Annotated in this window: 13 protein-coding genes and 2 pseudogenes; 12 read left to right on the forward strand and 3 right to left on the reverse strand. The window is 41.5% G+C overall.

Going from position 1 to position 22,623, the window contains the following annotated elements:
• Window positions 1-7: 7 nt before the first annotated feature.
• The 5 genes and pseudogenes from JCM10512_RS08110 (at window position 8) to JCM10512_RS23605 (ending at window position 9,088) form a co-directional block, all read left to right on the forward strand.
• Window positions 8-1,823: pseudogene (locus tag JCM10512_RS08110) on the forward strand (RagB/SusD family nutrient uptake outer membrane protein).
• A 32-nt stretch (window positions 1,824-1,855) separates the two neighbouring features.
• Window positions 1,856-4,855: a SusC/RagA family TonB-linked outer membrane protein gene (locus JCM10512_RS08115; RefSeq protein WP_044162029.1), complete on the forward strand. Its 3,000-nt coding sequence runs from the start codon at window positions 1,856-1,858 to the stop codon at window positions 4,853-4,855.
• 13 nt (window positions 4,856-4,868) lie between these two features.
• A complete protein-coding gene (locus tag JCM10512_RS08120) occupies window positions 4,869-6,539 on the forward strand; it encodes a RagB/SusD family nutrient uptake outer membrane protein (protein WP_044162032.1) in 1,671 nt (556 codons plus the stop codon).
• 147 nt (window positions 6,540-6,686) lie between these two features.
• Window positions 6,687-8,846: a polysaccharide lyase family 8 super-sandwich domain-containing protein gene (locus JCM10512_RS08125; protein ID WP_244437014.1), complete on the forward strand. Its 2,160-nt coding sequence runs from the start codon at window positions 6,687-6,689 to the stop codon at window positions 8,844-8,846.
• A 29-nt stretch (window positions 8,847-8,875) separates the two neighbouring features.
• Window positions 8,876-9,088, forward strand: coding sequence for a polysaccharide lyase beta-sandwich domain-containing protein (locus JCM10512_RS23605; RefSeq protein ID WP_244437017.1), 213 nt, complete (start codon window positions 8,876-8,878; stop codon window positions 9,086-9,088).
• A gap of 888 nt (window positions 9,089-9,976) precedes the next feature.
• On the opposite strand, the pseudogene JCM10512_RS08130 reads toward JCM10512_RS23605, so the two are convergent.
• Window positions 9,977-11,211: pseudogene (locus JCM10512_RS08130) on the reverse strand (fucose isomerase).
• 181 nt (window positions 11,212-11,392) lie between these two features.
• Between JCM10512_RS08130 and JCM10512_RS08135 the strand changes: the two are divergent.
• The gene (locus tag JCM10512_RS08135; RefSeq protein WP_044162034.1) at window positions 11,393-12,592 is read left to right on the forward strand and encodes a pyridoxal phosphate-dependent aminotransferase; all 1,200 of its coding nucleotides are present in this window, start codon (window positions 11,393-11,395) and stop codon (window positions 12,590-12,592) included.
• Between the two features lie 157 nt (window positions 12,593-12,749).
• Entirely contained in the window at window positions 12,750-13,994 is a 1,245-nt protein-coding gene (locus tag JCM10512_RS08140; protein ID WP_044162094.1) for an ABC transporter permease, read from the forward strand.
• Window positions 13,995-14,009: 15 nt separating this feature from the next.
• Here JCM10512_RS08140 and JCM10512_RS08145 read toward each other — a convergent pair whose 3' ends face one another.
• Together JCM10512_RS08145 and JCM10512_RS08150 are read right to left on the reverse strand one after the other, a co-directional pair.
• Window positions 14,010-15,182 (reverse strand): glycosyltransferase, encoded by a 1,173-nt coding sequence (locus JCM10512_RS08145; protein ID WP_044162036.1) that lies wholly within the window; start codon window positions 15,180-15,182, stop codon window positions 14,010-14,012.
• A 56-nt stretch (window positions 15,183-15,238) separates the two neighbouring features.
• On the reverse strand, window positions 15,239-16,264 hold the full coding sequence (locus JCM10512_RS08150; protein ID WP_044162038.1) for an AI-2E family transporter: 1,026 nt from the start codon (window positions 16,262-16,264) through the stop codon (window positions 15,239-15,241).
• 87 nt (window positions 16,265-16,351) lie between these two features.
• On the opposite strand from JCM10512_RS08150, the gene JCM10512_RS08155 reads away from it, so the two are divergent.
• The 5 genes from JCM10512_RS08155 (at window position 16,352) to JCM10512_RS08175 (ending at window position 22,446) form a co-directional block, all read left to right on the forward strand.
• Window positions 16,352-16,879: a hypothetical protein gene (locus tag JCM10512_RS08155; protein ID WP_044162096.1), complete on the forward strand. Its 528-nt coding sequence runs from the start codon at window positions 16,352-16,354 to the stop codon at window positions 16,877-16,879.
• A 101-nt stretch (window positions 16,880-16,980) separates the two neighbouring features.
• Window positions 16,981-19,461 carry a TonB-dependent receptor gene (locus tag JCM10512_RS08160; protein ID WP_052517148.1) on the forward strand — a complete coding sequence of 827 codons (2,481 nt, stop codon included), beginning with the start codon at window positions 16,981-16,983 and terminating at the stop codon, window positions 19,459-19,461.
• A 77-nt stretch (window positions 19,462-19,538) separates the two neighbouring features.
• The gene (locus JCM10512_RS08165; protein WP_044162040.1) at window positions 19,539-20,612 is read left to right on the forward strand and encodes a sensor histidine kinase; all 1,074 of its coding nucleotides are present in this window, start codon (window positions 19,539-19,541) and stop codon (window positions 20,610-20,612) included.
• Window positions 20,609-21,730 (forward strand): sensor histidine kinase, encoded by a 1,122-nt coding sequence (locus tag JCM10512_RS08170; protein WP_081741258.1) that lies wholly within the window; start codon window positions 20,609-20,611, stop codon window positions 21,728-21,730. The genes JCM10512_RS08165 and JCM10512_RS08170 overlap by 4 nt, the downstream gene beginning before the upstream one ends.
• Complete coding sequence (locus JCM10512_RS08175) at window positions 21,727-22,446, forward strand: LytR/AlgR family response regulator transcription factor (protein ID WP_044162042.1); 720 nt, start codon at window positions 21,727-21,729, stop codon at window positions 22,444-22,446. Before JCM10512_RS08170 ends, JCM10512_RS08175 begins: the two co-directional genes overlap by 4 nt.
• Window positions 22,447-22,623: the final 177 nt, after the last annotated feature.

The raw sequence follows: 22,623 nt of genomic DNA on the forward strand, positions 1-22,623 counted from the left end.
GTCTATTATGAATAAGTATACAAAAACGATAATTTTATCATCGTTACTTTTTATAGGTTGTGACGATTTTAAATTTGGGAATAGTTTCTTAGAGAAACCTTTAAGTGATGAAATGAATATCGATAGCGTATATTCTAAAAAAGTATATGCAGAGCAAGCATTAGCGCAAGCCTATCATTCATTACCTGATTTTTTACCTCATGCAAATCGGTTATCTTGGGGAGTGATAGAGTCAATAACAGACTTGGCAGACATGCTTAAAAGTGGTGGTTCAGCTTATCATAAAGGTGCTGTGTCAGCAGATGAGTCTACTACTTCTGCTTATAGCCTTCTGTATAATGAGGCACATGGCGAATTCTCTGCAACCTATGGCATTCGGCAAGCTATATTTATCTTGAAAATGTAGATCGTGTGCCTGATATGACTGCGGAAGAGAAAAAGGTACGCAAAGGTGAGGCTAAAATGATCATAGCTTATCATTATGTACAAATGCTTCGTAATCTGGGTGGTATGCCTTGGATAGATCATGCTTACAAACCGGAAGATGATGTGCGCATGTCTCGTATGACTATTGAAGAAACTGTTGAGAAAATATGTGGCTTGATTGATGAAGCGGCCGGTATGCTACCTTGGGGAGTTAATGCGGCGGATGATGGACGTATGACTGCTGCAGGTGCTTTAGCTTTAAAATCACGATTATTATTGTTTGCGGCGAGCCTCTTTTCAATAATGATAAGCCGTATAGAGATGGAGAAGCGGCGAATTTGCGTTTTGTATGGTATGGGAATAAGTCAGATTCCCGTTGGCAGGATGCTTTGAATGCCGGATTAGACTTCTTACGTAAAAATAAACAAAATGGAGAGTTATATAAACTAGTTGATACAGGAGATCCTCGTAAAGACTTTTGTTCGGGATATTTTGACCGATACAATCACGAGGTTCTGATTGCTAGTCATCGTTGGATTAAGTGGGATCTAAATTCCAAGTCCCTTGCGCAGATTCGATATTTGGTGTGTAGTCCGAGTTTGAATTATGCAGATATGTTTCCAATGAAAAATGGAGAAGACTTCGATTGGAATAATGCCGAACACCGTAAATGTCCGTTTTTTAATGAGAAAGGAGAAATGGTACGTGACCCGCGCTTATATGAGACACTTATTGTAACAGGAGATAAATTCTGGGGACGCAAAGCTGAAATTTATAAAGGTGGTCGTGAACAGCCACAGTTTATGGGCGGTGGACAGAATTGGCGTTGGGGATCTATGGGCTACACTGGAATGGGACAGCGTAAACATACCCAAGATCATAATAATGAATTGAATGGCAAGTATTATCAATGTCCTTTATTACGCTTGTCGGAAGTTTATTTGAATATTGCTGAAGCAATGAATGAAACGGGAAAGGCGACAACCACAGATGAATTCGGACGAGATGCGTATGACTATGTGCAGTTAGTTCGTGATCGGTTGGATATGCCGGGATTGGATCGTGATAAAATAACTCCGGGTGTATCTTTACGGGAAGCGATATTGAGAGAGCGTGCATTGGAATTTGGTTATGAAGAGGTACGTTACTATGATATCGTTCGTTGGATGCGTAAGGATTTTTTAGATGTTCCACTTCGACGTTTGGAAACCTATCCTTTAGATCCGAGTGACACTACTACCCCGGTAGAAAAAAGACTATTTACTTATGAGATAAAAGAAGGAATGATAAATAAACGTACATGGGTTGAGCAGTGGGATAACCGTTACTACTTATGTCCACTTCCTTTGGCTGAAATAAATAAGAAATATGGATTAATCCAAAATCCGGGTTGGTAACAATTGACTGTTAATTTAGAACATGAAATAAGATGAATATAAAATATATTTCGATATTAGGCATTGCGGGATTATTTTCTATCTCGACAATGGCACAGCAGACAATAACTGGCACCATCAAAAATCGACAAGAAGTTCCTGTCCTCGGAGCAACAGTCTCAGTAGTTGGTGACCCTGCAAAGAAAGTTATAACTGATGAAAACGGGGCATTCTCTATTGAAGCTGAAAAAGGAGATTACATAGAGATAATATATGCCGATGACAAAAGCAAACGTGTATGGATCACAAATAAAGTGATGAATATTAGTCTTGCGGAACTAGATCTATTGGTTGATAATCGAGGCGTTTATCGCACGGGTTCGAATCAGACTCAGTCTATTTCTACGATATCGAGTGATGAGTTCTTAAAGAATTCAACACCGAATTTTAGTAATTCACTATATGGATTAATACCCGGTTTAATGGTGATGCAAAATACCGGCTGGACTGATAATGCAGAATTAATGGTGCGTGGAGGTGGCTCGCTTACCGGTAAGAATCCATTGATTGTGGTAGACGGTATTCCTCGTGATTTGAGTTACTTGAATTTAATAGAAGTAGAAACGGTTTCTGTTTTGAAAGATGGCGCCGCAACTGCCTTGTGGGGTACTCGTGGAGCCAATGGCGTTGTTATAATTACAACTAAGCGTGGTCAATATCAGCAACGAGATATTGATATTAATTACACATACGGTATTGGTTTGCCAATAAACCAACCGGAATTTGCTGATGGCTATACGTATGCTACAATGAAAAATGAGGCTTTACATAATGACGGATTGCCTCTGCAATATGATAAAGCGGCGTTAGATGCTTTTAGAAATGGAACTAATACAGATTTATTCTCCAATACAGATTGGCAGAAAGAAGCATTGAGAAAACATTCTATTAATAACCAACTTAATATAGTTTTTAGAGGAGGAGGTAATAAAGTACGTTACTACAGTGCTATTAACTATAAAAATGATTATGGTATCTTAAATAAAGAATTGGCTGAATTTTCAGAACGCTATAATTCTCAGATGAAGAAATATGATTTAAATGCACGTATGAACCTAGATGTTGATGTGACTCCGTATACGAGAGCAAGTGTGTCAATGTTTGGGCTATTGCGTGAAGAAAATCGTCCGAATACATCTGAAACGGAGATGTTCTCAGCTTTATATCATGTGCCTTCTGCTGCATTCCCCATGCGTACTAGTACTAATATGTGGGGAAGTAATTATCTGTTCCAGAAAAATCCGATAGCTCAAATAGCTGATATTGGTTACTATAAAACAAATAGACGACTACTTCAGTCCAATCTGAAAATTTATCAGGATTTATCGTTAATAACAAAAGGATTGCGTGTAGAATTGGGCGTAGCTTATGATAATGATGCTGTTTTTAGAGAAACAGGTGAAAAAAGCTATGCATATGAAGTAAATACTCCTATTTTATTAGAAACAGGAATGTTTGAAGGGTCAAAGGAAACATTTGGTGATGATAGTGCTTTGTCAATATCCAATAATGGTTTAAGCAGCCAGTTCATTCGTACAGTTCTTGATGGCAAGTTAATATATGATCGTGCATTTGGTATGCATGCTATAAATGGAACTGTGCAATATAGTCAGGAGTCCTATGTCCCTATGGGAAGAAATAATACACGTAAGAGACAGTCTTATGTTTTCACGGGTGGCTATAACTATGCTAATAAATATCTGGTAGATGTAGTTGTCAACCAGAGTGGAACGAGTGTCTTGAGCAATGGTGATAAATATCGCACTTATCCGGCTGTTTCGGCAGCATGGGTTTTGTCGAATGAGAAGTTCCTGCAAAGTTCACTACTGGATTATCTGAAGATACGTGCATCTTGGGGGCGCTCAGGAAATGATAATATCGATTATGATTTAGATGAACGGTATTGGGTTGACGCTCCGGGGTTCCTAATTCAGAATCCTCCTATCAATCCGGCTAATAGTGGTGGATTGATTCCTGGTACGTTGCCTATTTCCAACTTGACTATTGAAAGAGCTGAAAAGTATAATGTCGGTATTGATGCACAGTTCTTGAAGAGACTCTCTCTTACGGCTGACTTGTTTTGGGATAAACGGAAGGATATGTTGGTTAATAGCAGTAATTTGTATTCTGAGGTTATCGGTACAGGTGTGCCACAGCAAAATATAGGGCGTATGAATTCTAAGGGATTTGATGTGTCATTGATGTGGAAGGACAATATTCGTAAAAAGTTCAACTACTATGTCGGAAGTACTTTCTCGTATTTAAAGACCGCGATTGAGGAGAACGGTGAAGGATACCAACCTTATGATTATTTGTATAGAAAAGGAAAGCCTTATGGGCAATGTTACGGTTTGGAGGCTATCGGATATTTCAGAGATCAGTCAGATATTGAAGACAGCCCCAAGCAGGTGTTTTCAGAAGTCCGTCCGGGTGATATAAAGTATAAAGATCAGAATGGAGATGGCCGTATTGACCAGTATGATGAGATTGCAATTGGACATTCAACATTAGTCCCAGGAATTTACTATGGCATTAATCTTGGTTTTGAGTATAAAGGGTTCGGTATAGATATGGTATTTCAGGGTGTTGGAAAATACAGTCGTATGCTGAATGTGCAAAGTGTATATTGGCCCTTACGTAATAACAACAGCAATATATCCACTTGGTATTTGAAGGATAAAATTCGTTGGACGGAGGAAACCAGAGACATTGCCAATGCTCCTCGTTTGACGACTCTAGATAATGCTAACAATTTCCGTAATAGTACCCAGTGGTTGACAAATGGAGCTTATTTTAAATTACGTAATTTGAATGTTTATTATAATTTGCCTCAGAAGTGGGCAAATGCAATGAAAATGGATAAGTGTCAGGTTTATTTAAGAGGTAATAACCTATTCTCTTTGGATCATGTGAAATACATGAACAGTGAAGATCTTTCAATAAACTATCCTGATATGACCTCACTTTATGTGGGCGTGAATATTAATTTCTAACATAGAAACCATTATGAAAATAAAAAACATTTTAACTATATTAATAGCTTCTGTTAGCTTGTCTAGTTGCAATTATCTGGATTTTGATGAATCACAGGGGAAAACGAAAGAGGAAGCTTATGCTTATTTTGATAATATAACTCGCATGACTTCTTCTATTTATCGCAAAATACCAGCGGATTATGGAGTGATCAGTGGAGCGCTAAGAGAGTCTGCCACAGATAATGCGGTTTTTACTTGGAACAGTAACGCCGTTTATGATATTTATTCAAACGCATGGAGTCCTTTGAATACAGTTGATAACCAGTGGGGAAGTTTCTATGAAGTGATTCACGATGCGAATTCCTTATTGGAGAATTATTCGGAAGAAAATCTGGAACGCTTTAAATGGGATAAAAGCTATAAGGATAACTTGAAAAAAGTTCAGATGTATTTAAATGAAGTAAAAGTATTGCGTGCGCTTTATCATTTTGAGTTAGCGAAACGTTTTGGGGATATTCCTTTGATCACTCGAACGTATAGTTTAGCGGAGATAAATCACATCGAAAAAACATCGTTTGCTGATGTCATTAAGTTTGTTGTTGAGCAATGTGATGCAGTGGCTCCCGAACTACCCATTAGTCATTCCAGTTTCTTTGGTGAAACGGGGCGTGTGACTCGTGGAGCCGCTTTGGCTATTAAAGCGCGTGCTTTACTTTATGCAGCAAGCCCGCTTTTCGCAGGTGTTGGTAATTCAGATGATAAATGGGAGGCGGCAGCTAAAGCAGCATTTGATGTTATACAATTGGGTTGTTATACTTTACCTAATATTGATGATGACCCCTTGTATGTAAAAGATGGAGGTAATTTGGTCTTGGAATCTCAACAGCTAATTTTCGAAGTTAGAGGTACTGCCAATAGTACATTTGAAGCACAGAATTTACCAATGGGCTTTGAAGGCGCAACTGGTGGAAATACTCCTACTCAGAATTTAGTGGATGATTTCGACATGTTGAATGGAGAGGCTTTTGACTGGGGGAATTCAGCACATGTGGCCAATATATACTACGATGAAAACCAGAAACAGAGTCGGGATCCTCGTTTATATTATAATGTGATCTGTAACGGAATGACTTATATGGGAACTCTTATTGAGTCCTTAGAAGGAGGAAAGCATGGATTGCCTATCGAAGGAGCAACAATGACTGGTTACTATCTAAAGAAATTGATGAATGAAACCGTTTCACTTAATCCTGTGAAACCTGTGAAGAAAGAACATCATTTCCCAACTTACCGTTATGCGGAAATCTTATTAAATTATGCAGAAGCTATGAATGAGTGGAAAGGTCCCGATGCTGTAGAAGGAGACTGCACAATCTCAGCTCGAACAGCTTTGAATCAGGTACGTGCGGCTGCTAATATGCCAAACATTACGGATGTAGGACTGGATGAGTTCAGAAAGAAAGTGAGAAAAGAACGTCGCATTGAATTGGCGTTTGAAGATCATCGCTTTTGGGATATACGACGTTGGAAAACCGGCCCTGTGATTGAGAACATCTATGGTGCAAAGATGCAAAATAACATTTATAAGAAAGAATTAGTGCAGAAACGCATATGGAAAGATAAAATGTATTTGTATCCTATTCCACAGAAAGAAATGTATTTGAACGATAACTTGTCTCAAAATCCTGGTTGGAATGAATAACTTGCATTAGTAAGAATTGATTTCAGAGGAGTATATGAATCTAATCGGAAGAACATTGTATCCGGTAGTTTTGAAATAATATAACTGAGAGGGTTTCTATCACGATGATGAATGATAGAAACCCTACTCAATATAAATGATAAATATATGAAATGTAAAGTACGCAAATTAGGATGGATTGTCTTTATACTAATTTATCCTTTAAATTTAAGTGCGCAGGAAGCAGAGCGGAAGATTGCCTATGATAATTATCGTCAATATGAAACTGCTGCCCAACAAGTAAGTGATCCTGCGAAAGAAGCATCTATACAACTTTTCAGGAAATATTTCTCCGAGTATTCTGAACGAATAAGTAAGAATTTGCAACTTGAATTAGAGAAATACATACAATTATTGAGGACTGACGGTTCTTTTTCGGATCTGAGTGATAGTAATGCCGGCAAAGCTTTAAAAGGCAATGAGGCTGATAGTGGAGGTTCAATAACAGATGCGTTGAATCGTATTTGGACTATCTCAGAAGCTTTTCGAGAAGGTAAACTGACGGTAGAGCAAAATTCTGATCTTTGGGATAAGTGTCAAAAAGCAATTCTTCGTTATGGAAATATGGAAATCAGCAGGCCTAATACATGGGTACGTTTTCATGCTTCTTGCTTTGCTATTCCGACAGCAGCAGTGAATATTTACTTCTGTCATTTGAAGCAGATGGAGAATGTGGAACAAGGATGTGTAAAAGACGAACAGTTGACTGCCGTTTGTGATATGCTAAAAATGCTTGCTTTGCAAGCTTGGACGCAGCCATTCCGCAATGATGATACGGATCAGAATGTTGTGCAATTGGAACGTTTTCGTAATCATGTTTGGTGGGTTGGCGGTAATGCGTTGGGGTATCGGTCGTTGTTGCCGGTTGCTTTCATGTTTCGTTCTATCCCAATGGTCGATTTGCTCGCCGAGGTATGTCAAAAGGCAATTAGCGTAACGTCTCAAAATACATATGATGATTCACTTTGGAATGAAGGTTTTACTGCTGACGGTGCTGGATGGGGGCATGGAAAGCAGTGTTTGATTTGGGGATATCCAATTGATGGCACGTTGAATGCCTTGAATATGTTAAGCCTGCTGAAAAAATCGCCTTGGGAGCGGAAGTTAACTCGAGAGAATGTGGACGCCTTGTTTAATTATTTCAGAGGTAGTAATTATTATTATTATAAGGGATACACTTTACCTTGTTTAGATCGTAATTCGATGAGCTACAAGCCCGATGGATCTGTTATCCGGTATAATGGTATGCTAAAGCAACTATTAGACAATTGGTCAGATTGTTTTAGCGAGAGTGAGTTGCAGGAGATAAAGCAATTATATGCTGAAGTTAGAACAAAAACGATTTTGATGAAAGACTATAGTAGCTTGTATAATGGTACACGGTGGTTTTTCAACAATGATGATTTAATTAAAAAGAACGATCGATATCATATTATTGTAAATATGTCCTCTAGCCGTTGCGATGGTATTGAAAGTGCAATCGGATTCGCGGATTCTTATAATTTCTATACGACGGATGGTATTACTTTATTTCAGAAAGACGGGAATGAATATGGTAAGGCCCTTGGCGCTTATGATGTTACCGCTTTCCCAGGCGTGACAGCTCGTGAAGGTATGGACCGTTTAATTCCTGTTACTAATTGGAGAGGGTATTGTAGTAAATACAATTTTGCGGCTGCGGCTACTAGGGGAGGAGAGAATGCAGTGGCTGGTTACATCTTTGAAAAGATGAATGCTTCCGATAAGGAAGGGGTAAACGATCGTGGGGATAATCATGGTAAGAATGAAATTCTTTATGGTGTTAAAGCCTATAAATCTTATTTTATGTTTGGAGATTATATGGTGGCTTTAGGAGCTGGTATTACTAATAAGCATCCGGAGATTGCCGGAAATATTAGGACTTCCATTGAACAAACCGAGAAAACGGGCAAAGTGTATGTGAATAAAGGCAAGGGGATTGAATGGATTGTTCAACAAGGTAAATTTGCTTATTCTGCATTTCCAGCGTATAGTCGTAAAGTTCATTATACTTGTGAAACGAAAAAGACAAATTGGATGAAAATGAATAGTTCGAATCAAAACAATAAGGATCTTCCGGGACAAGTAGATATCTTTCGTATGTGGATTGATCATGGACCCAAACCCATTAATGAATCTTATGGTTATGTGGTATATGCCGGCGAAGGTCTGCCAGCAGAAAGGTATCCATTCGAAGTATTACGTAATGATACGTTGGTGCAGGTATTCAGGTTGCAGAAAGTCAAATAATAGAAGCCGTCTTTTATTCCTCGGAAGAGATTTTAAAAACGAAAAACATGACGATTGAAGTTTCTTCTCCCTGTGCTTTACTGATAGAAAAGGAGAAGGGTGGCTATACGATCTCTGTTACAGACCCGGAGATGAATAAAGATTGTACGGAGATACGCGTGAAGATAAATGGTAAATCGGTGAGTTGTGCAATGCCGCAGGGGAGGTATGGTGGTAAATCTACAGTTGTTTTTATGCGATAAGACGGAACACTTGTAGAAGTATGGGGGCCGATGTGCCTCATATCCCTTTTTGAGTACTGCTTAAGTTTCGACTCTTTTTGCGCCCCATACAATAATCGTGTAGCTATTCTGCATCTATATTTTCATCTTCGGGGCTTGACAGAAGCACATTACACAATGATACAACACTCTTATGACTTAGTCACTTTTTTGCATATCGTTCAGTATATCAGTTGATTGCAATGCGCCTTCTTTTTTTTTAATCACTTGATTTTGATGAGCGATGGCCATTGATTATTTTTTCCCAAAAGAGGGTTTTCAATTCACTAAATAAATCTTTTCTTAAGCCATATCGTGTGCAACTATTAGTGGATTTAATCAGTTTTTATTGTGCTGATAATCTTCTTATTAGCTGTTTCACATAATGTGCGACGGCTGTTCCACATTATGTGGGACACGTGCTTCACAATATGTGAGTCAGCTGTTCCACAGTTGTGGAACAGGAAATGTAATGGGCAAAAAATGCTTTTTATTAGTTGTTTACTACTATCTAATGGGAGGTTTTAGCCAAGTACACAGCCTTTGGAAATCAGTATAATCTATTGAGTAGATCAGTCTGAGAAAAGAAGGCGCATTGTATCGAATTGTTGATCAGGAGTTTACGGCAAAAAGTGACTATGACGAGATGTGTTTTACATTTTGTTACTCGCTTAAATTACGTATTTGATCGGTTAATTAGTTTATAGATTAGGCTATATCCCTTGGTTTTAGATTGATCTCAGTTAAGATCGATTAACGAAGAGTTATGTATAGTCCCATACTTTCGCAGGTGGTCCTTAGGTCATCTTCCAGTTATCGATAACAGTAAGGTGTTTTGTATGAAAAAGAGGCTTGATTCTTAGGGTACTATCATTCGGTTCTCTTGCAAGAATTGGATTGGAAGAACTCATTAAGTGTATCTTCGTAGTTACCCTGTACCAAGATATGGTGGTTGCCTAGCGGGTTCTTTAGGAAGTAATCGGTTGGGGTATTCATCCGAATGCGAACCTGCGTGCGGCACATATTGATGTAATTGGTATTTTCAGTCAGCGTTCCCGTCGATAGATAGTACTCATCCAGACATTCTCCACCGCATTTGACGATAGTTACGTCTCCGGTAGGAAGCATTCCCTGAATTCCAATCCCTCTTTCTGTTTCGAAATGATTACGTATGATGTACCTCTCCGCTTGCTTCAAGCCAATGGTACAATGAGAAAGAATGAGTTCATTATTGCGACTGTTGATCATAGACGGGTTTGCCATAAAAGAACCTTTGCCAGTCAAAGCCTTAGTTGCCAGAAGCGTAAATACCGATTGGAGATCGCCCTCGCATCCGGCTACTATTCCTTCATCATTCAGTAAAGATAAAGCCAAGCAACCGGTTGTGTCAAGTTGTTCGATGAGCTTGAAACAGCTAAGTGTAAGTGCGTCCAAATTCTCTTCGATGCTAATTTTCTTGATAGCCCGATACAAACGCATGGCTTTTATCAGGTCTTTAGGAGTTGCTTCACGGCACGCCAAGGCTTGCGAGGCTACTGCTGCGCATGAAGCGCCTACTTCGTCATCGGTAATTTGCTCGAAAGTATCGTAAACACGTTGCAAGGGAATATCCAGATATTCAATGCCCCAGCGGCGTTTAGCAACAGGTAATCCACATTGCTGGCTACCAGCCAGGAAGAAGGACTACCGATCACACCGATACGTTTGCCATACAAGAAGCGTTGTGCCTTGAAGTTATTGTATAATATGTGAATCCGTTGAATAATAGTCGGTAATTCGCCATGCAAAATCTCACTTTTCATACCCCGTCCACGCAGCCATGCGGAAATTTCCAATGCGGCAGCGAGAGAGTTTTGCATACCATCCGCTAGAATAATAGCCGGGCGAGGTAATCGTTCAAAATGTTGTACAACTAATCTCTCAACTCCCCCGGTAGCAATGAAGATAACTTTAAAGTCATCGCTACTTAATTGATCCATGTCTTGGTAATTAATGAGCTTTACGGTATAATACTTTTCAAGTTCACTAAGCACTGCTTCGTGAGAACTGCGCAATTGCGCCGGTTTGTGCAGAGAAGAGGCGAAAGAGATAAGATGTACGATCATTCTGGTTGAGAGTTTTGGTTCTTTGATATAGCAAATGTATAGTTTTCTTTTGGCATATCCACTACAAATTTAGCTTGATAAGGTTTTTAAAGTTTTTATATCTCTGTATCCAAATTATTGCGTACATTTGCAGCTTCGAGTCTAAAAAGTAAATACTAATTAGTGAATTGTAATTAAAGTTATGCCAATTATATCTGATCGCGGAAACGAGATGCCTGCATCTCCTATTAGAAAGCTGGCTCCTTTGGCTGATGCAGCCAAACAGCGAGGAGTCCATGTGTTTCACCTGAATATCGGACAGCCTGATCTGCCCACTCCTCAGGTCGCGATTGACGCGATACGCAATATAGATCTTAAAGTGCTGGAATATAGTCCCAGTGCCGGTTATCGTAGCTATCGCGAAAAGTTGGTGGGATATTATGCTAAGTTCAATATTAATCTGACTGCTGATGATATTATCATCACTTCCGGAGGTTCAGAGGCGGTACTTTTTTCCTTTCTGTCTTGTTTGAATCCGGGTGATGAGATTATTGTTCCCGAACCTGCGTATGCCAACTATATGGCGTTTGCTATTTCTGCCGGAGCTAAAATCCGCACGATAGCTACAACTATTGAAGAAGGTTTCTCGCTGCCCAAAGTAGAGAAATTTGAAGAACTGATTAATGAGCGGACTAAAGCGATTCTGATTTGTAACCCTAATAATCCTACGGGATATTTATATACACGTCGTGAGATGAATCAGATACGCGATTTGGTGAAGAAATATGATCTATTCCTCTTCTCCGATGAAGTGTATCGTGAATTTATCTATACAGGCTCACCTTATATTTCGGCCTGTCATTTGGAAGGAATACAGAATAATGTAGTCTTGATTGATTCAGTATCCAAACGGTACTCCGAGTGTGGAATCCGTATTGGCGCATTGATAACCAAGAATAAAGAAATACGAGATGCGGTAATGAAGTTCTGTCAGGCTAGGCTGAGTCCTCCTTTGATTGGACAGATCGCTGCTGAGGCTTCTTTAGACGCTCCCGAAGAATATTATCGCGAGACCTATGATGAATATGTAGAACGTAGGAAATGTTTGATCGATGGATTGAATCGTATTCCGGGGGTGTATTCTCCCATTCCGATGGGCGCTTTCTACACGGTAGCCAAACTTCCGGTAGATGATTCCGATCGCTTTTGCGCTTGGTGCCTGTCCGATTTTGAATATGAAGGACAAACTGTATTCATGGCTCCGGCTTCCGGCTTTTATACAACGCCCGGTTCCGGTATTAATGAAGTACGTATCGCCTATGTCTTGAAGAAAGAAGACCTGAACCGCGCGCTTTTCATCTTGCAAAAAGCGTTAGAAGTATACCCGGGAAGAACCCAATAGCATAAGCTTGATACCTTTTGTGAGGAAAGGCCCACTGGATAATCTATTAGGGAATAGAAAACATGGAGGAATTTGTCAGTTATAAATTTTTGGAATGTCATTTATAAAATCAAATAAGCCGGAAAATCCTGCCACCTCTTCGTCGGAGAGGGGTAAGATCCGGCTTTCTTATTTCCTAGCCCGCCGTATCTATCGGGAGAGTGACGGTGGAAAACGGGTGTCTCGTCCGGCAGTGCTTATTGCCATGGCAGGTATTGCCATCGGACTGGCTGTGATGATTATCACCGTTGCCGTTGTTATTGGATTTAAGACCGAAGTACGGAATAAGGTTATTGGTTTTGGTTCACATATTCAGATCACGAATCTGGATGCTGTCAGTTCGTACGAAACTCATCCGGTCGTGGTAGACGACAGTGTGTTTGCCGCTCTTTCCAACTATCCCGAGGTTGCTCATGTAGAACGTTACTCAACTAAGCCGGGGATGATAAAAACCGATGATGCTTTTCAGGGAATGGTCTTGAAAGGAGTAGGCCCGGAGTTTGACAATCGTTTTATCAAAGACCATCTGTTGGAAGGAGAAATACCTGCTTTCAGCGATTCGGCGTCTAGCAATAAGGTCGTTATCTCTAAAGCTTTAGCCACTAAATTGAAACTTAAACTTGGGGATAAGATTTATACCTACTTTATTCAGGATGATATTCGTGCCCGTCGACTGTCCATTGTCGGGATCTATCAGACCAACTTCTCGGAATACGACAATCTTTTCCTGTTGACCGATATCTGCATGGTCAATCGGCTGAATGGTTGGCAACCGGAACAAGTGAGTGGCGTTGAAATACAAATCCGTGATTATAGCAAGTTAAAAGACGTCACCTATGAAATAGCGATAGATACCGATAATCGGAAAGATTCGCTGGGAGGTACCTATTATGTGCGTAGCATCGAACAACTGAACCCGCAGATCTTTGCCTGGTTGAATCTATTGGACTTGAATGTCTGGGTTATATTGTTCCTGATGGTAGGAGTGGCCGGTTTTACTATGATTTCCGGGCTGTTGATCATCATTATAGAGCGTACCAATATGATTGGTATTCTGAAAGCCTTGGGAGCGACTAACTTCACCATACGTAAAACATTCCTTTGGTTTGCCGTATTCTTAATTGGTAAAGGGATGATCTGGGGAAATGCTGTCGGACTAGCCTTTTGCTTCCTACAGACCCAGTTCGGTATCTTCAAACTCGATCCGGAAACCTATTATGTAGATACCGTACCGGTTTCCTTCAACGTGTTACTCTTCTTATTGATCAATTTGGGTACACTTTTAGTATCCGTAATGATGCTTATCGGGCCTTCTTTCCTGATAACTAAGATCAATCCGGCCAGTTCGATGCGATATGAGTGATTCAGGGTGAGGAGCTTATCTCCTCATGAAGTCACCCTTCCGACGAAACAAACGATGCGATTTGAATTGTAGCGATTGTATCGGTTGAAACAGGTCGAATACCGGTAAAGACAAGTAGTATTTTCTATCTCCTCCCATCTCTTTAGCAGTCTGATTAATTATCGTAGCCTGAACAGCATAGCGAATCAACCAAATGAGAAGAGCTATACCGGCAATGAGCCAATGCGCATTGAGAATACCTATTACGATAGTTGCCACGCAAGCCGCATGGAACAGTAGCCGGGAAAATGTTTCAAAGCCAGCCAGGTACCGTTGGATTCCCTTATAGAAACGGGCAGTAGCCATGTAGCTTGTTTTCTCTTCTTTCCAGTCGCTATATCGGTACATGGGTTGAATGCGTACGGTCGCATTGTAATCAGTTTCCACCCGTGTGTTCTCTTTATTGGCTATCTGATTGATAAATAAATCATCTTCTCCGCGTTGGAGATTCAAGTAAGAAGAGAATCCTTTATGTTTGAAAAACAACTCTTTGCGGTAGGCGAGGTTGCGTCCCATGCCCATATAAGGTTTGCCGGCAAGTGCAAAGCCCAAGTAGCGCAAAGATTGGAAGAAGGCATCAAAAGCAATTCGCTTATGTACCCATCCTTTGGTACGGTCGTAACCGCTATACCCCAATACCACTTCCGTGCGAGGGGTAAAGTTACGTGCCATTAGCCTCAACCATTGATCACTTGCGGGCATACAGTTAGTCTCTGTGAATACCAACCAGTCGTGCTTACTGGCTTTGATGCCTAAAGTTACGGAAAGCTTTTTGCGGCTGATGTAGCGGGCGCTTTCGGGTGTAAAGCTATGATACAGATGTGAATATTTCTCTTCCAACATACCCAATACATCTTCGGTTTCATCCGTGGAAGCATCATCGATCACAATAACTTCAAACTGTGGATAGTCTTGTTCGAGAATGGCGGGTAATATCTTTCTTAGGTTATCGGCTTCGTTACGTGCACAGAGAATGACGGATATGGGTGGCAATTCTTTTGAGAAGTGTATGTCTTCCTTGCGTAAAGCTTTGTTGCGAGCGTGTATCCGATTGTACAAACCGTAATAATAGGCTATCTGAATAATTAAAAGAATCCCTGCAGCTGACAATAGAATCAGTTCAGTTGTATTGAATGTAAATGCTTCCATTAAATTAAGATGTCGTTTTTATATCTGCAAAAGTACACATTTATTTGGTAGTTCTATCACTCCTCGGAGAGGTTATTTCGTGCGTCGAGATATTCTTTCTTAAACATATCGACAAAGAGAATGAATAGCGAGAGAAGTAACGGCCCGAAGATGATCCCCATAAACCCAAACAACTGTAGACCTATGACTACTCCGAAAATAGTAATGAGCGGATGAATGTTAGCCATCTTCTTCTGAAGCATGAATCGTATCAGGTTATCCAATTGTGAAACGACCAGACTACCATAGGCAAAGAGCCCAATTGCACTGACCCAGTCGCCATTGAGTGCGAAATAGCCTACTACCGGAAACCAGACCAAAGCTGTGCCAACCATTGGAATCACAGTAGCAAAGCAGGTTAAAATACCTAGTACCCATGCATTCGGTGCCCCGAATATTAGGTAACCAATCATGGCAACGCCTCCCTGTATGATAGCAAGCAAGGGAATCCCAATCGCATTGGATCGGACAATCATATTAATCTTATGCACCACCTCTTGCGTATTTGCTTCGCTAAAAGGAAGAATATCGTTGATGTAGGCTTCCATTTTTCTACCGCCGATCAACATGAAGTACAACACAAAGAGCATTACGAATAAGTTCACCGCCAAGCTGCTGATACTTTCCATAACGCCTTGTCCGAAGCGCGAAAGGAGAGAAATAATGAACGAAAGCGTGTCTTTGTCCAGTATGTCATATCCGGTTTTGGACTTAATTATGTTGACTGTCTGCTCGATAGGCTCGACAAAGGTCTGAGGATCCAGGTTAATGTCTTGGAGGTTGGTCACTAATATCCAGACCACTATTGCGGCAGGCATGAGGAAAACCAGAATCGTTTCGGCAGTGATGAGGAAAGCGCCGACACTACGTCGTATCTTCTTTTTCTCAGTCAGGAAGTTCATTTGCCCGCGGACAAGAATATAGATCGTTAGTGCTCCGAGTATCCCTCCAAGAAAGGGAGTGATGTGGCGGAAGATGACAATGCCTATCGTCAGTATAATGACGATAAGAGAATATTTCCAGTACTGTTCTTTCATGCTCATATTGTACAGTTCGTTTACACTAATAAACGTTCGGTGGGAGGGAATAGTTTGCGAATGTCTATCTTTGCCCCAAATAAATTTGTATCGATGAGTAAAATAACATTCGGAGTGCTTTGGTTTTTTATGATCCTGGTAGTTATCAGTTCGTGCGGTATGGGTGGTGTTATCTATAACAAGACGCTTATTGAGTGGTGGATTCCGATCGCGGTTGCCCTTGCTTTGGCCCTTGTTACAACCCCTTTTTATCGAAGGTGGAGTTGGCTTATGTCTTCCGACAAGATAGCCAATCTCTTGTGTCATTGGATTTGTATAGGCTCCATCGGCTATATTGCTTTCTTGGGTGGAAACTATTGGTTCTCGCATTCGGATTATCAAGAAAAAGTTCTGATAGAGGGCAAATACCAGAAGAAGATTAAAAAGGTTCGCCAGCAAGGGCGACATTATATAACGGAAGGCTTTCGCATGGAATATTATCTACTGCTTGTTTTCAATAATGGAGAAACGAAAATGCTTGAGGTGCCGTTTGCCCTCTATAAGAGAAGTAAGAAAGGCAATACCCGAACCATAGGCTTGCGTGAAGGCTACTTTGGGTTTCCGGTGGTTGTCGACAAATAATTAGTCTCTCCAATCCCATCTCTTGTCTATAAACCAGATGTGTTCGTCTCTTTTTAGAAAAAGGAAGTGAATTGCTCTTTATCTTCGTTGTGAAATAAAAAATGACGAAGATGAATAAAAGAGAATTTCTTGAAGAAATATCTATCCGATCCGGTATCGAACCGGAGGTTTGTAAGACAGTACTCAAAAGCTTTGAGAAAGTACTGGAAAAAGAAATCGGGCGAAGAATACGTCGTTATGGCGGCTGGGTTTTGTTACTGATCGCTTTACTGGTATCAGTAGCGGTGTTCGGGCAGGCACCGGATAATAAAAGGGTCTTTAAACAGACCATCCGCGGAATTGTAATCGATGAAGACTCGAAACACCCCATTCCGTATGCCATGGTTGGTTTGCAAAAAGAAGAAGGAGTAAGGGTGTTAGCTGATAGTTTGGGGCGTTTTGTCCTTCCGCGTGTTCCTGTGGGAAGACATACCGTGGAAGCTACCTTTATGGGTTATAGTCCTTCCATTCATAAAGAAGTGTTGGTAACCTCTGCCAAGGAAGTCTTTATAGCGATCTCTTTAAAGGAGAATGTCAACGAACTGAATGAAGTGGTGATTCGTGCCCGAACCAATAAAGGAGAAGCAATGAATCCCATGGCTACCACGGGAGCCCGTATGCTTAGCGTGGAAGAAGCTAGTCGTTATGCCGGTGGATTTGACGATCCCGCACGTTTGGTTTCCGCCTTTGCCGGAGTAGCTCCCAGCGTTTCTTCCAATGGAATATCTATTCATGGCAATGCACCTCATCTATTGCAGTGGAGATTGGAAGATGTAGAAATTCCGAATCCGAATCATTACGCGGATATTTCTACGTTGGGTGGAGGAATCCTGTCTTCCCTTAGCTCACAGGTACTTGGTAATTCCGATTTCCTCACCGGAGCCTTTCCTGCCGAATATGGAAATGCGGTATCCGGCGTATTTGATATGAAGCTGCGCAACGGTAATAATCAAAAGAACGAAAACACCTTTCAGGTAGGTATTATGGGAATCGACTTTGCTTCCGAAGGGCCTTTGAGCAAGAAGCATAAGGCATCGTACATCTTCAACTATCGATATTCTACGACGGGGCTTCTGAATCTCGAAGGCGGCAAGATGGATTACCAGGACTTGAACTTCAAACTAAACTTTCCCACCCGAAAAGCAGGTACATTCTCCGTCTGGGGGACAAGTCTGATTGATAAGTTCACTTCCGACTTGGAACGAGATACGGAAAAGTGGGACTATATGAGCGATCGCAGTGAATCGAAAGATAAACAATACATGGCCTCCGGCGGTATCTCTCACCGTTGTTACTTCAATAATGATGCCTCGTTGAAGACCACCATTGCGGCTACTTATTCGCATATGGACGGGGGAGCGACCCTTTTCAATCACTCTTTAGAGAGTACGCCTTACATGGATCTGGACTCTAAGTATACAAACCTGATCATTACAAGTATATTCAATCGTAAGTTCAGCAATCGATTTACCAATAAGACGGGGTTTACATACACGCAAATGTTTTATAAAATGAACTATTCTATAGCCCCTTACGAAGGAGAATTGCTCGAAACCATCTCTCAGGGGAAGGGTGATACCGGTTTGCTTTCTGCTTATAACAGTTCGTCGGTGGGGTTGAGTGATCGTTGGACTCTCAATGCGGGTGTCTACGGACAGTTCCTGACCTTGAATAATAGCTGGTCTGTTGAACCTCGTGTGGGGTTGAAATGGCAAGCCAGCCCGAAAACAACCTTCGCACTGGCCTATGGAATGTATAGCCGCATGGAGAAGATGGATGTTTATTTTGTAAAGACGAAGAGTGCGGGCAAAGAATCTGTCAACAAAGATCTTGATTTCACCAAAGCGCAACACCTCATGCTATCGTTCGGTTATCGGATCTCCGACCGCATGAACCTACGTGTAGAGCCTTATATCCAGTTGCTTCATGATGTACCAGTGATGGCGGATAGTTCGTATTCAGTGCTCAATCGTTCCATCTTTTATGTAGAAGATCCATTAGTGAATCGGGGCAAGGGGCGCAATGTGGGAGTTGACATTACCTTGGAACGCTTCTTGGAGAAGGGGCTTTATTACATGGTGACCGGTTCTTTATTCGATTCCCGCTATCAGGGTGGAGACGGTGTTTGGCATAACACGCGGTTTAACCGGAACTATATTCTGAACGGTCTCATCGGCAAGGAGTGGATGATTGGGAAAAGCAAACAGAATATTCTCAGTGTTAACCTGAAACTTACCTTGCAGGGAGGCGACCGTTATTCACCCATCGATCTGGAAGCTACGATGAAGCATCCCGACAAAGAAGTGCAGTATGATGAGTCGAGAGCGTTTTCCAAGCAATACTCACCCATGTTTATAGGCAACTATACTGTCAGTTATCGCATGAATAAGCGGAAAGTCTCGCACGAGTTTGCAGTCAAGGGACTTAATTTTACATCCGCGAAAGAGTATTACGGGCATGAGTATAATGTGAGAACAGGTAAGATCGATGTTAGTGATGGCTCTACTGCGCTGACCAATGTGAGTTACAAACTCGAATTTTAGCTATATCGTAGAGAGGTCTTATCGGAAAAAGATTTATCTTCGTGTTCTAGGAAATAATAGTTTCTTCAATAGTGTGTATGGCAACTGAAATAGCAAATACCGAATCTACCTTCTTATATCGGTTTCTCGTTAGCTCGAAGTTACGATGGGCGCGGTATTTGGCGCTTATTCTGGTCTTGGGAGTTATCTCATTCAATCAGGTCTTTATACTCTTTGTGGATTATCGCGACTTGTTGGGAGGCTGGCTTGGTGTGTTTACTTGCCTGTATTTACTCTGTTACACGACGGTTGTCTGTCTGAATATTTTCTGGCTTTTCCCGAAGTATTTACTCCAAAGGCGTTACCTGACTTATTTGTCTTTACTCTTTGCGGCTCTGGTTGTGGTCTTGCTGATACAGTTATCCGTCGAATATGTCGCCTATGTTCACTGGCCAGAACTTCAGGAGCGGGGGCCTTACTTTTCGACAGGTATGGTGATGGATTATATTTCGTCCTTGCTGTTGACAACCCTTTGTATGATGGGAGGGACGCTGACTGTGGTGCTGAAAGAATGGATGATAGACAATCAGCGTGTGGCACAAATGGAGAAGGCCCATATGCTTTCCGAGGTCGAACTCTTGAAAGAGCAGATCAGTCCCGAACTTCTTTTCAACACTTTGCACCGTTCGGGACAGTTAACTCAAAGCGAGCCGGAGGAAGCTTCACGGATGTTAATGAAGTTGAGTCAGTTACTTCGCTATCAATTGTATGATTGCAGTCGGACAAAGGTTTTGCTTGGTAGCGAAATAACCTTCCTTACCAACTACCTGACCTTGGAGCAGAGTTCCCAGTCCCGGTTCGACTATACGTGTACTTCGGAAGGAGAAGTGAACCGAGTGCTGGTGCCCCCTCTGCTCTTCATTCCTTTCGTGCAGCATGCGATCAAGTTGATTAACGAGCAACAGCGAGTACTTCCTGTTACACTGAGAATCAAGCTGAAAGCTGAAAAGGATAAGATACAATTCACCTGTGCCTGTTCCGAGCTTGATCTCTCGGTAGATAGAGGGTTGGAAAGAATCAGTCAGAGGTTGAATTTGCTATACGGCAATCGGTATCGATTGACGTTGGCCGCAGAGCGTATACAATTAGAATTGGAAGGAGGCGAGGCATGAGTAGGAAGAATGAGCGCGGAGCATACAGTAGCCAAATAGCTCCTGAACGTTTGACTAGTAGGGGTGTGGATGATGATAAGGTTACGGCTTTTCTGTTAAGTCCCCGGTATCGGGTACATAGACATTTGCTGTTGCAGTTCGTTATCCTATTGATTACAATCAATGTTTTCTGGTACGAACCCTTGCGAACTATATCTTTCTGGCGGCGATTTGGGGGCTTCTTGGCCTATTTTGTTACCATTAATAGCATAACCTATACGAGTTTGTATGTATTGGTTCCTCGTTTTCTACTGAAAGATCGTTTAGGGAGCTATGTGTTGGCAGCTATTGCTACCAGTCTGGTGATGATCGTTTCCCTTGTATTTGTTCAAGGATTACTTTTTGGCGTAATTATTCCGGGGAAAGAGCAAGAAGGTATAGCTATTCTCGTCAATAGTTTTTCGGGGATACTTACTTGTGGCTTTGTGATGGCAGGTTCGGCGGCAGTCTCTGTCTTTATCCATTGGCTTCGTTATAACCAGCGGATTGATGAATTGGAATCTACTACGCTGCAATCGGAACTGCGGTTTCTCAAGAATCAGATCAATCCGCACTTCTTGTTCAATATGCTGAACAATGCCAACGTGCTGATTAAGCGAAATCCCCGGGAAGCATCCAGCGTTTTGTTTAAACTGGAAGACTTACTGCGGTATCAAATAGAGAACAGTGTCCGTGAACGGGTTTCTCTGGCGTCGGATATTCGTTTCTTAAATGACTACCTGAACCTGGAAAAGATACGGCGGGACGGCTTTCAGTTCGAGTTGGAGCAAACGGGAGAGATCGAGTCGATCTGGATTCAGTCGTTGCTCTTTATTCCCTTTGTCGAGAATGCGGTGAAACATAGTTTCGACAGCGAGCACCCTTCGCGTGTGCATATCTCTTTCAGGGTGAACGATAGACTGTTGGTTTTTAGCTGTTCGAATACCAAACCGGTTGTTACGACCAGTGAAGAAAAAGTGGGAGGAATCGGCTTGGCAAACATTAAACGTAGGCTGGAACTGCTGTACCCCAACAATTATAAGCTGGAACAAGAAGAGACAGCAAAGAAATATACGGTCATTTTAAGTATAACACTATGAATTGTATTATTGTAGACGACGAACCTTTAGCCCGGGAAGCGATGGAATTGCTAGTCAGCGATATTGCCGGATTGCGTTTGGAAGCAACTTTCAACAATGCCCTTGCCGCCTCCCGCTATATGGAAGAACACCCGATCGATTTGGTGTTTTTGGATATTCAGATGCCCGGCATTACCGGAATAGAGTTTGCCCGTACGATACCTAAGAAGACCTTGGTCGTCTTCACTACGGCCTATACCGAGTATGCGTTGGATAGTTATGAGGTAGATGCGGTCGATTACCTGGTTAAACCCATTGAACCCGAACGTTTTCGCAAAGCGGTGGACAAAGCCTTTTCTTATCACACTTTGCTGTTGAAGGAAGATGGTGCCGTGATTGATTCACCGACAATTGCCGGAGATTGTTTCTTTGTGAAAGCTGAACGGCGATACTTTAAGGTAAACTTTGCCGATATTTTGTTTGTCGAAGGACTGAAAGATTACGTGATTCTCCAGTTGAGCGAGCAACGTATCATTACCCGCATGAGTTTGAAAACCATTGTCGAACTCTTGCCGAGTCCTGTTTTCTTGCGGGTGAGCCGATCCTACATCGTCAACACCACTCACATCGATTCGTTCGATAATAACGACCTCTTTATCAAATCCTATGAGATATCCATAGGGAATAGTTACCGGGATGATTTTTTTGAAGGATTTGTCATGAAGCAACGGCTGTAATGTCTGTCTGACTTTCTTATTCGATGGCGTTGATGGGGATTCCATGCCGTGTATTTGTGTGGGGATCAGAAGATAAGATACGACTCAAAAGAATACTACTTTTCGCTCAAAACACTATTTGTTCTTGCTCAAAACTCTATTTGTTTTGGAATGAATTCCTGCTTGGGAAAAACTCTC

This window comes from Bacteroides reticulotermitis JCM 10512, from assembly GCF_000517545.1.
GTDB lineage: Bacteria > Bacteroidota > Bacteroidia > Bacteroidales > Bacteroidaceae > Bacteroides > Bacteroides reticulotermitis.

What these genes read in the sequence shown, in the direction of transcription:
- JCM10512_RS08145 (WP_044162036.1), bottom strand. Translation starts at nt 15,182, where the DNA reads ATGGAAGCATTTACATTCAATACAACTGAACTGATTCTATTGTCAGCT.
- JCM10512_RS08170 (WP_081741258.1), top strand. Translation starts at nt 20,609, where the DNA reads ATGAGTAGGAAGAATGAGCGCGGAGCATACAGTAGCCAAATAGCTCCT.
- JCM10512_RS08175 (WP_044162042.1), top strand. Translation starts at nt 21,727, where the DNA reads ATGAATTGTATTATTGTAGACGACGAACCTTTAGCCCGGGAAGCGATG.
- JCM10512_RS08135 (WP_044162034.1), top strand. Translation starts at nt 11,393, where the DNA reads ATGCCAATTATATCTGATCGCGGAAACGAGATGCCTGCATCTCCTATT.
- JCM10512_RS08155 (WP_044162096.1), top strand. Translation starts at nt 16,352, where the DNA reads ATGAGTAAAATAACATTCGGAGTGCTTTGGTTTTTTATGATCCTGGTA.
- JCM10512_RS08160 (WP_052517148.1), top strand. Translation starts at nt 16,981, where the DNA reads ATGACGAAGATGAATAAAAGAGAATTTCTTGAAGAAATATCTATCCGA.
- JCM10512_RS08125 (WP_244437014.1), top strand. Translation starts at nt 6,687, where the DNA reads ATGAAATGTAAAGTACGCAAATTAGGATGGATTGTCTTTATACTAATT.
- JCM10512_RS08115 (WP_044162029.1), top strand. Translation starts at nt 1,856, where the DNA reads ATGAATATAAAATATATTTCGATATTAGGCATTGCGGGATTATTTTCT.
- JCM10512_RS08165 (WP_044162040.1), top strand. Translation starts at nt 19,539, where the DNA reads ATGGCAACTGAAATAGCAAATACCGAATCTACCTTCTTATATCGGTTT.
- JCM10512_RS08120 (WP_044162032.1), top strand. Translation starts at nt 4,869, where the DNA reads ATGAAAATAAAAAACATTTTAACTATATTAATAGCTTCTGTTAGCTTG.
- JCM10512_RS08150 (WP_044162038.1), bottom strand. Translation starts at nt 16,264, where the DNA reads ATGAGCATGAAAGAACAGTACTGGAAATATTCTCTTATCGTCATTATA.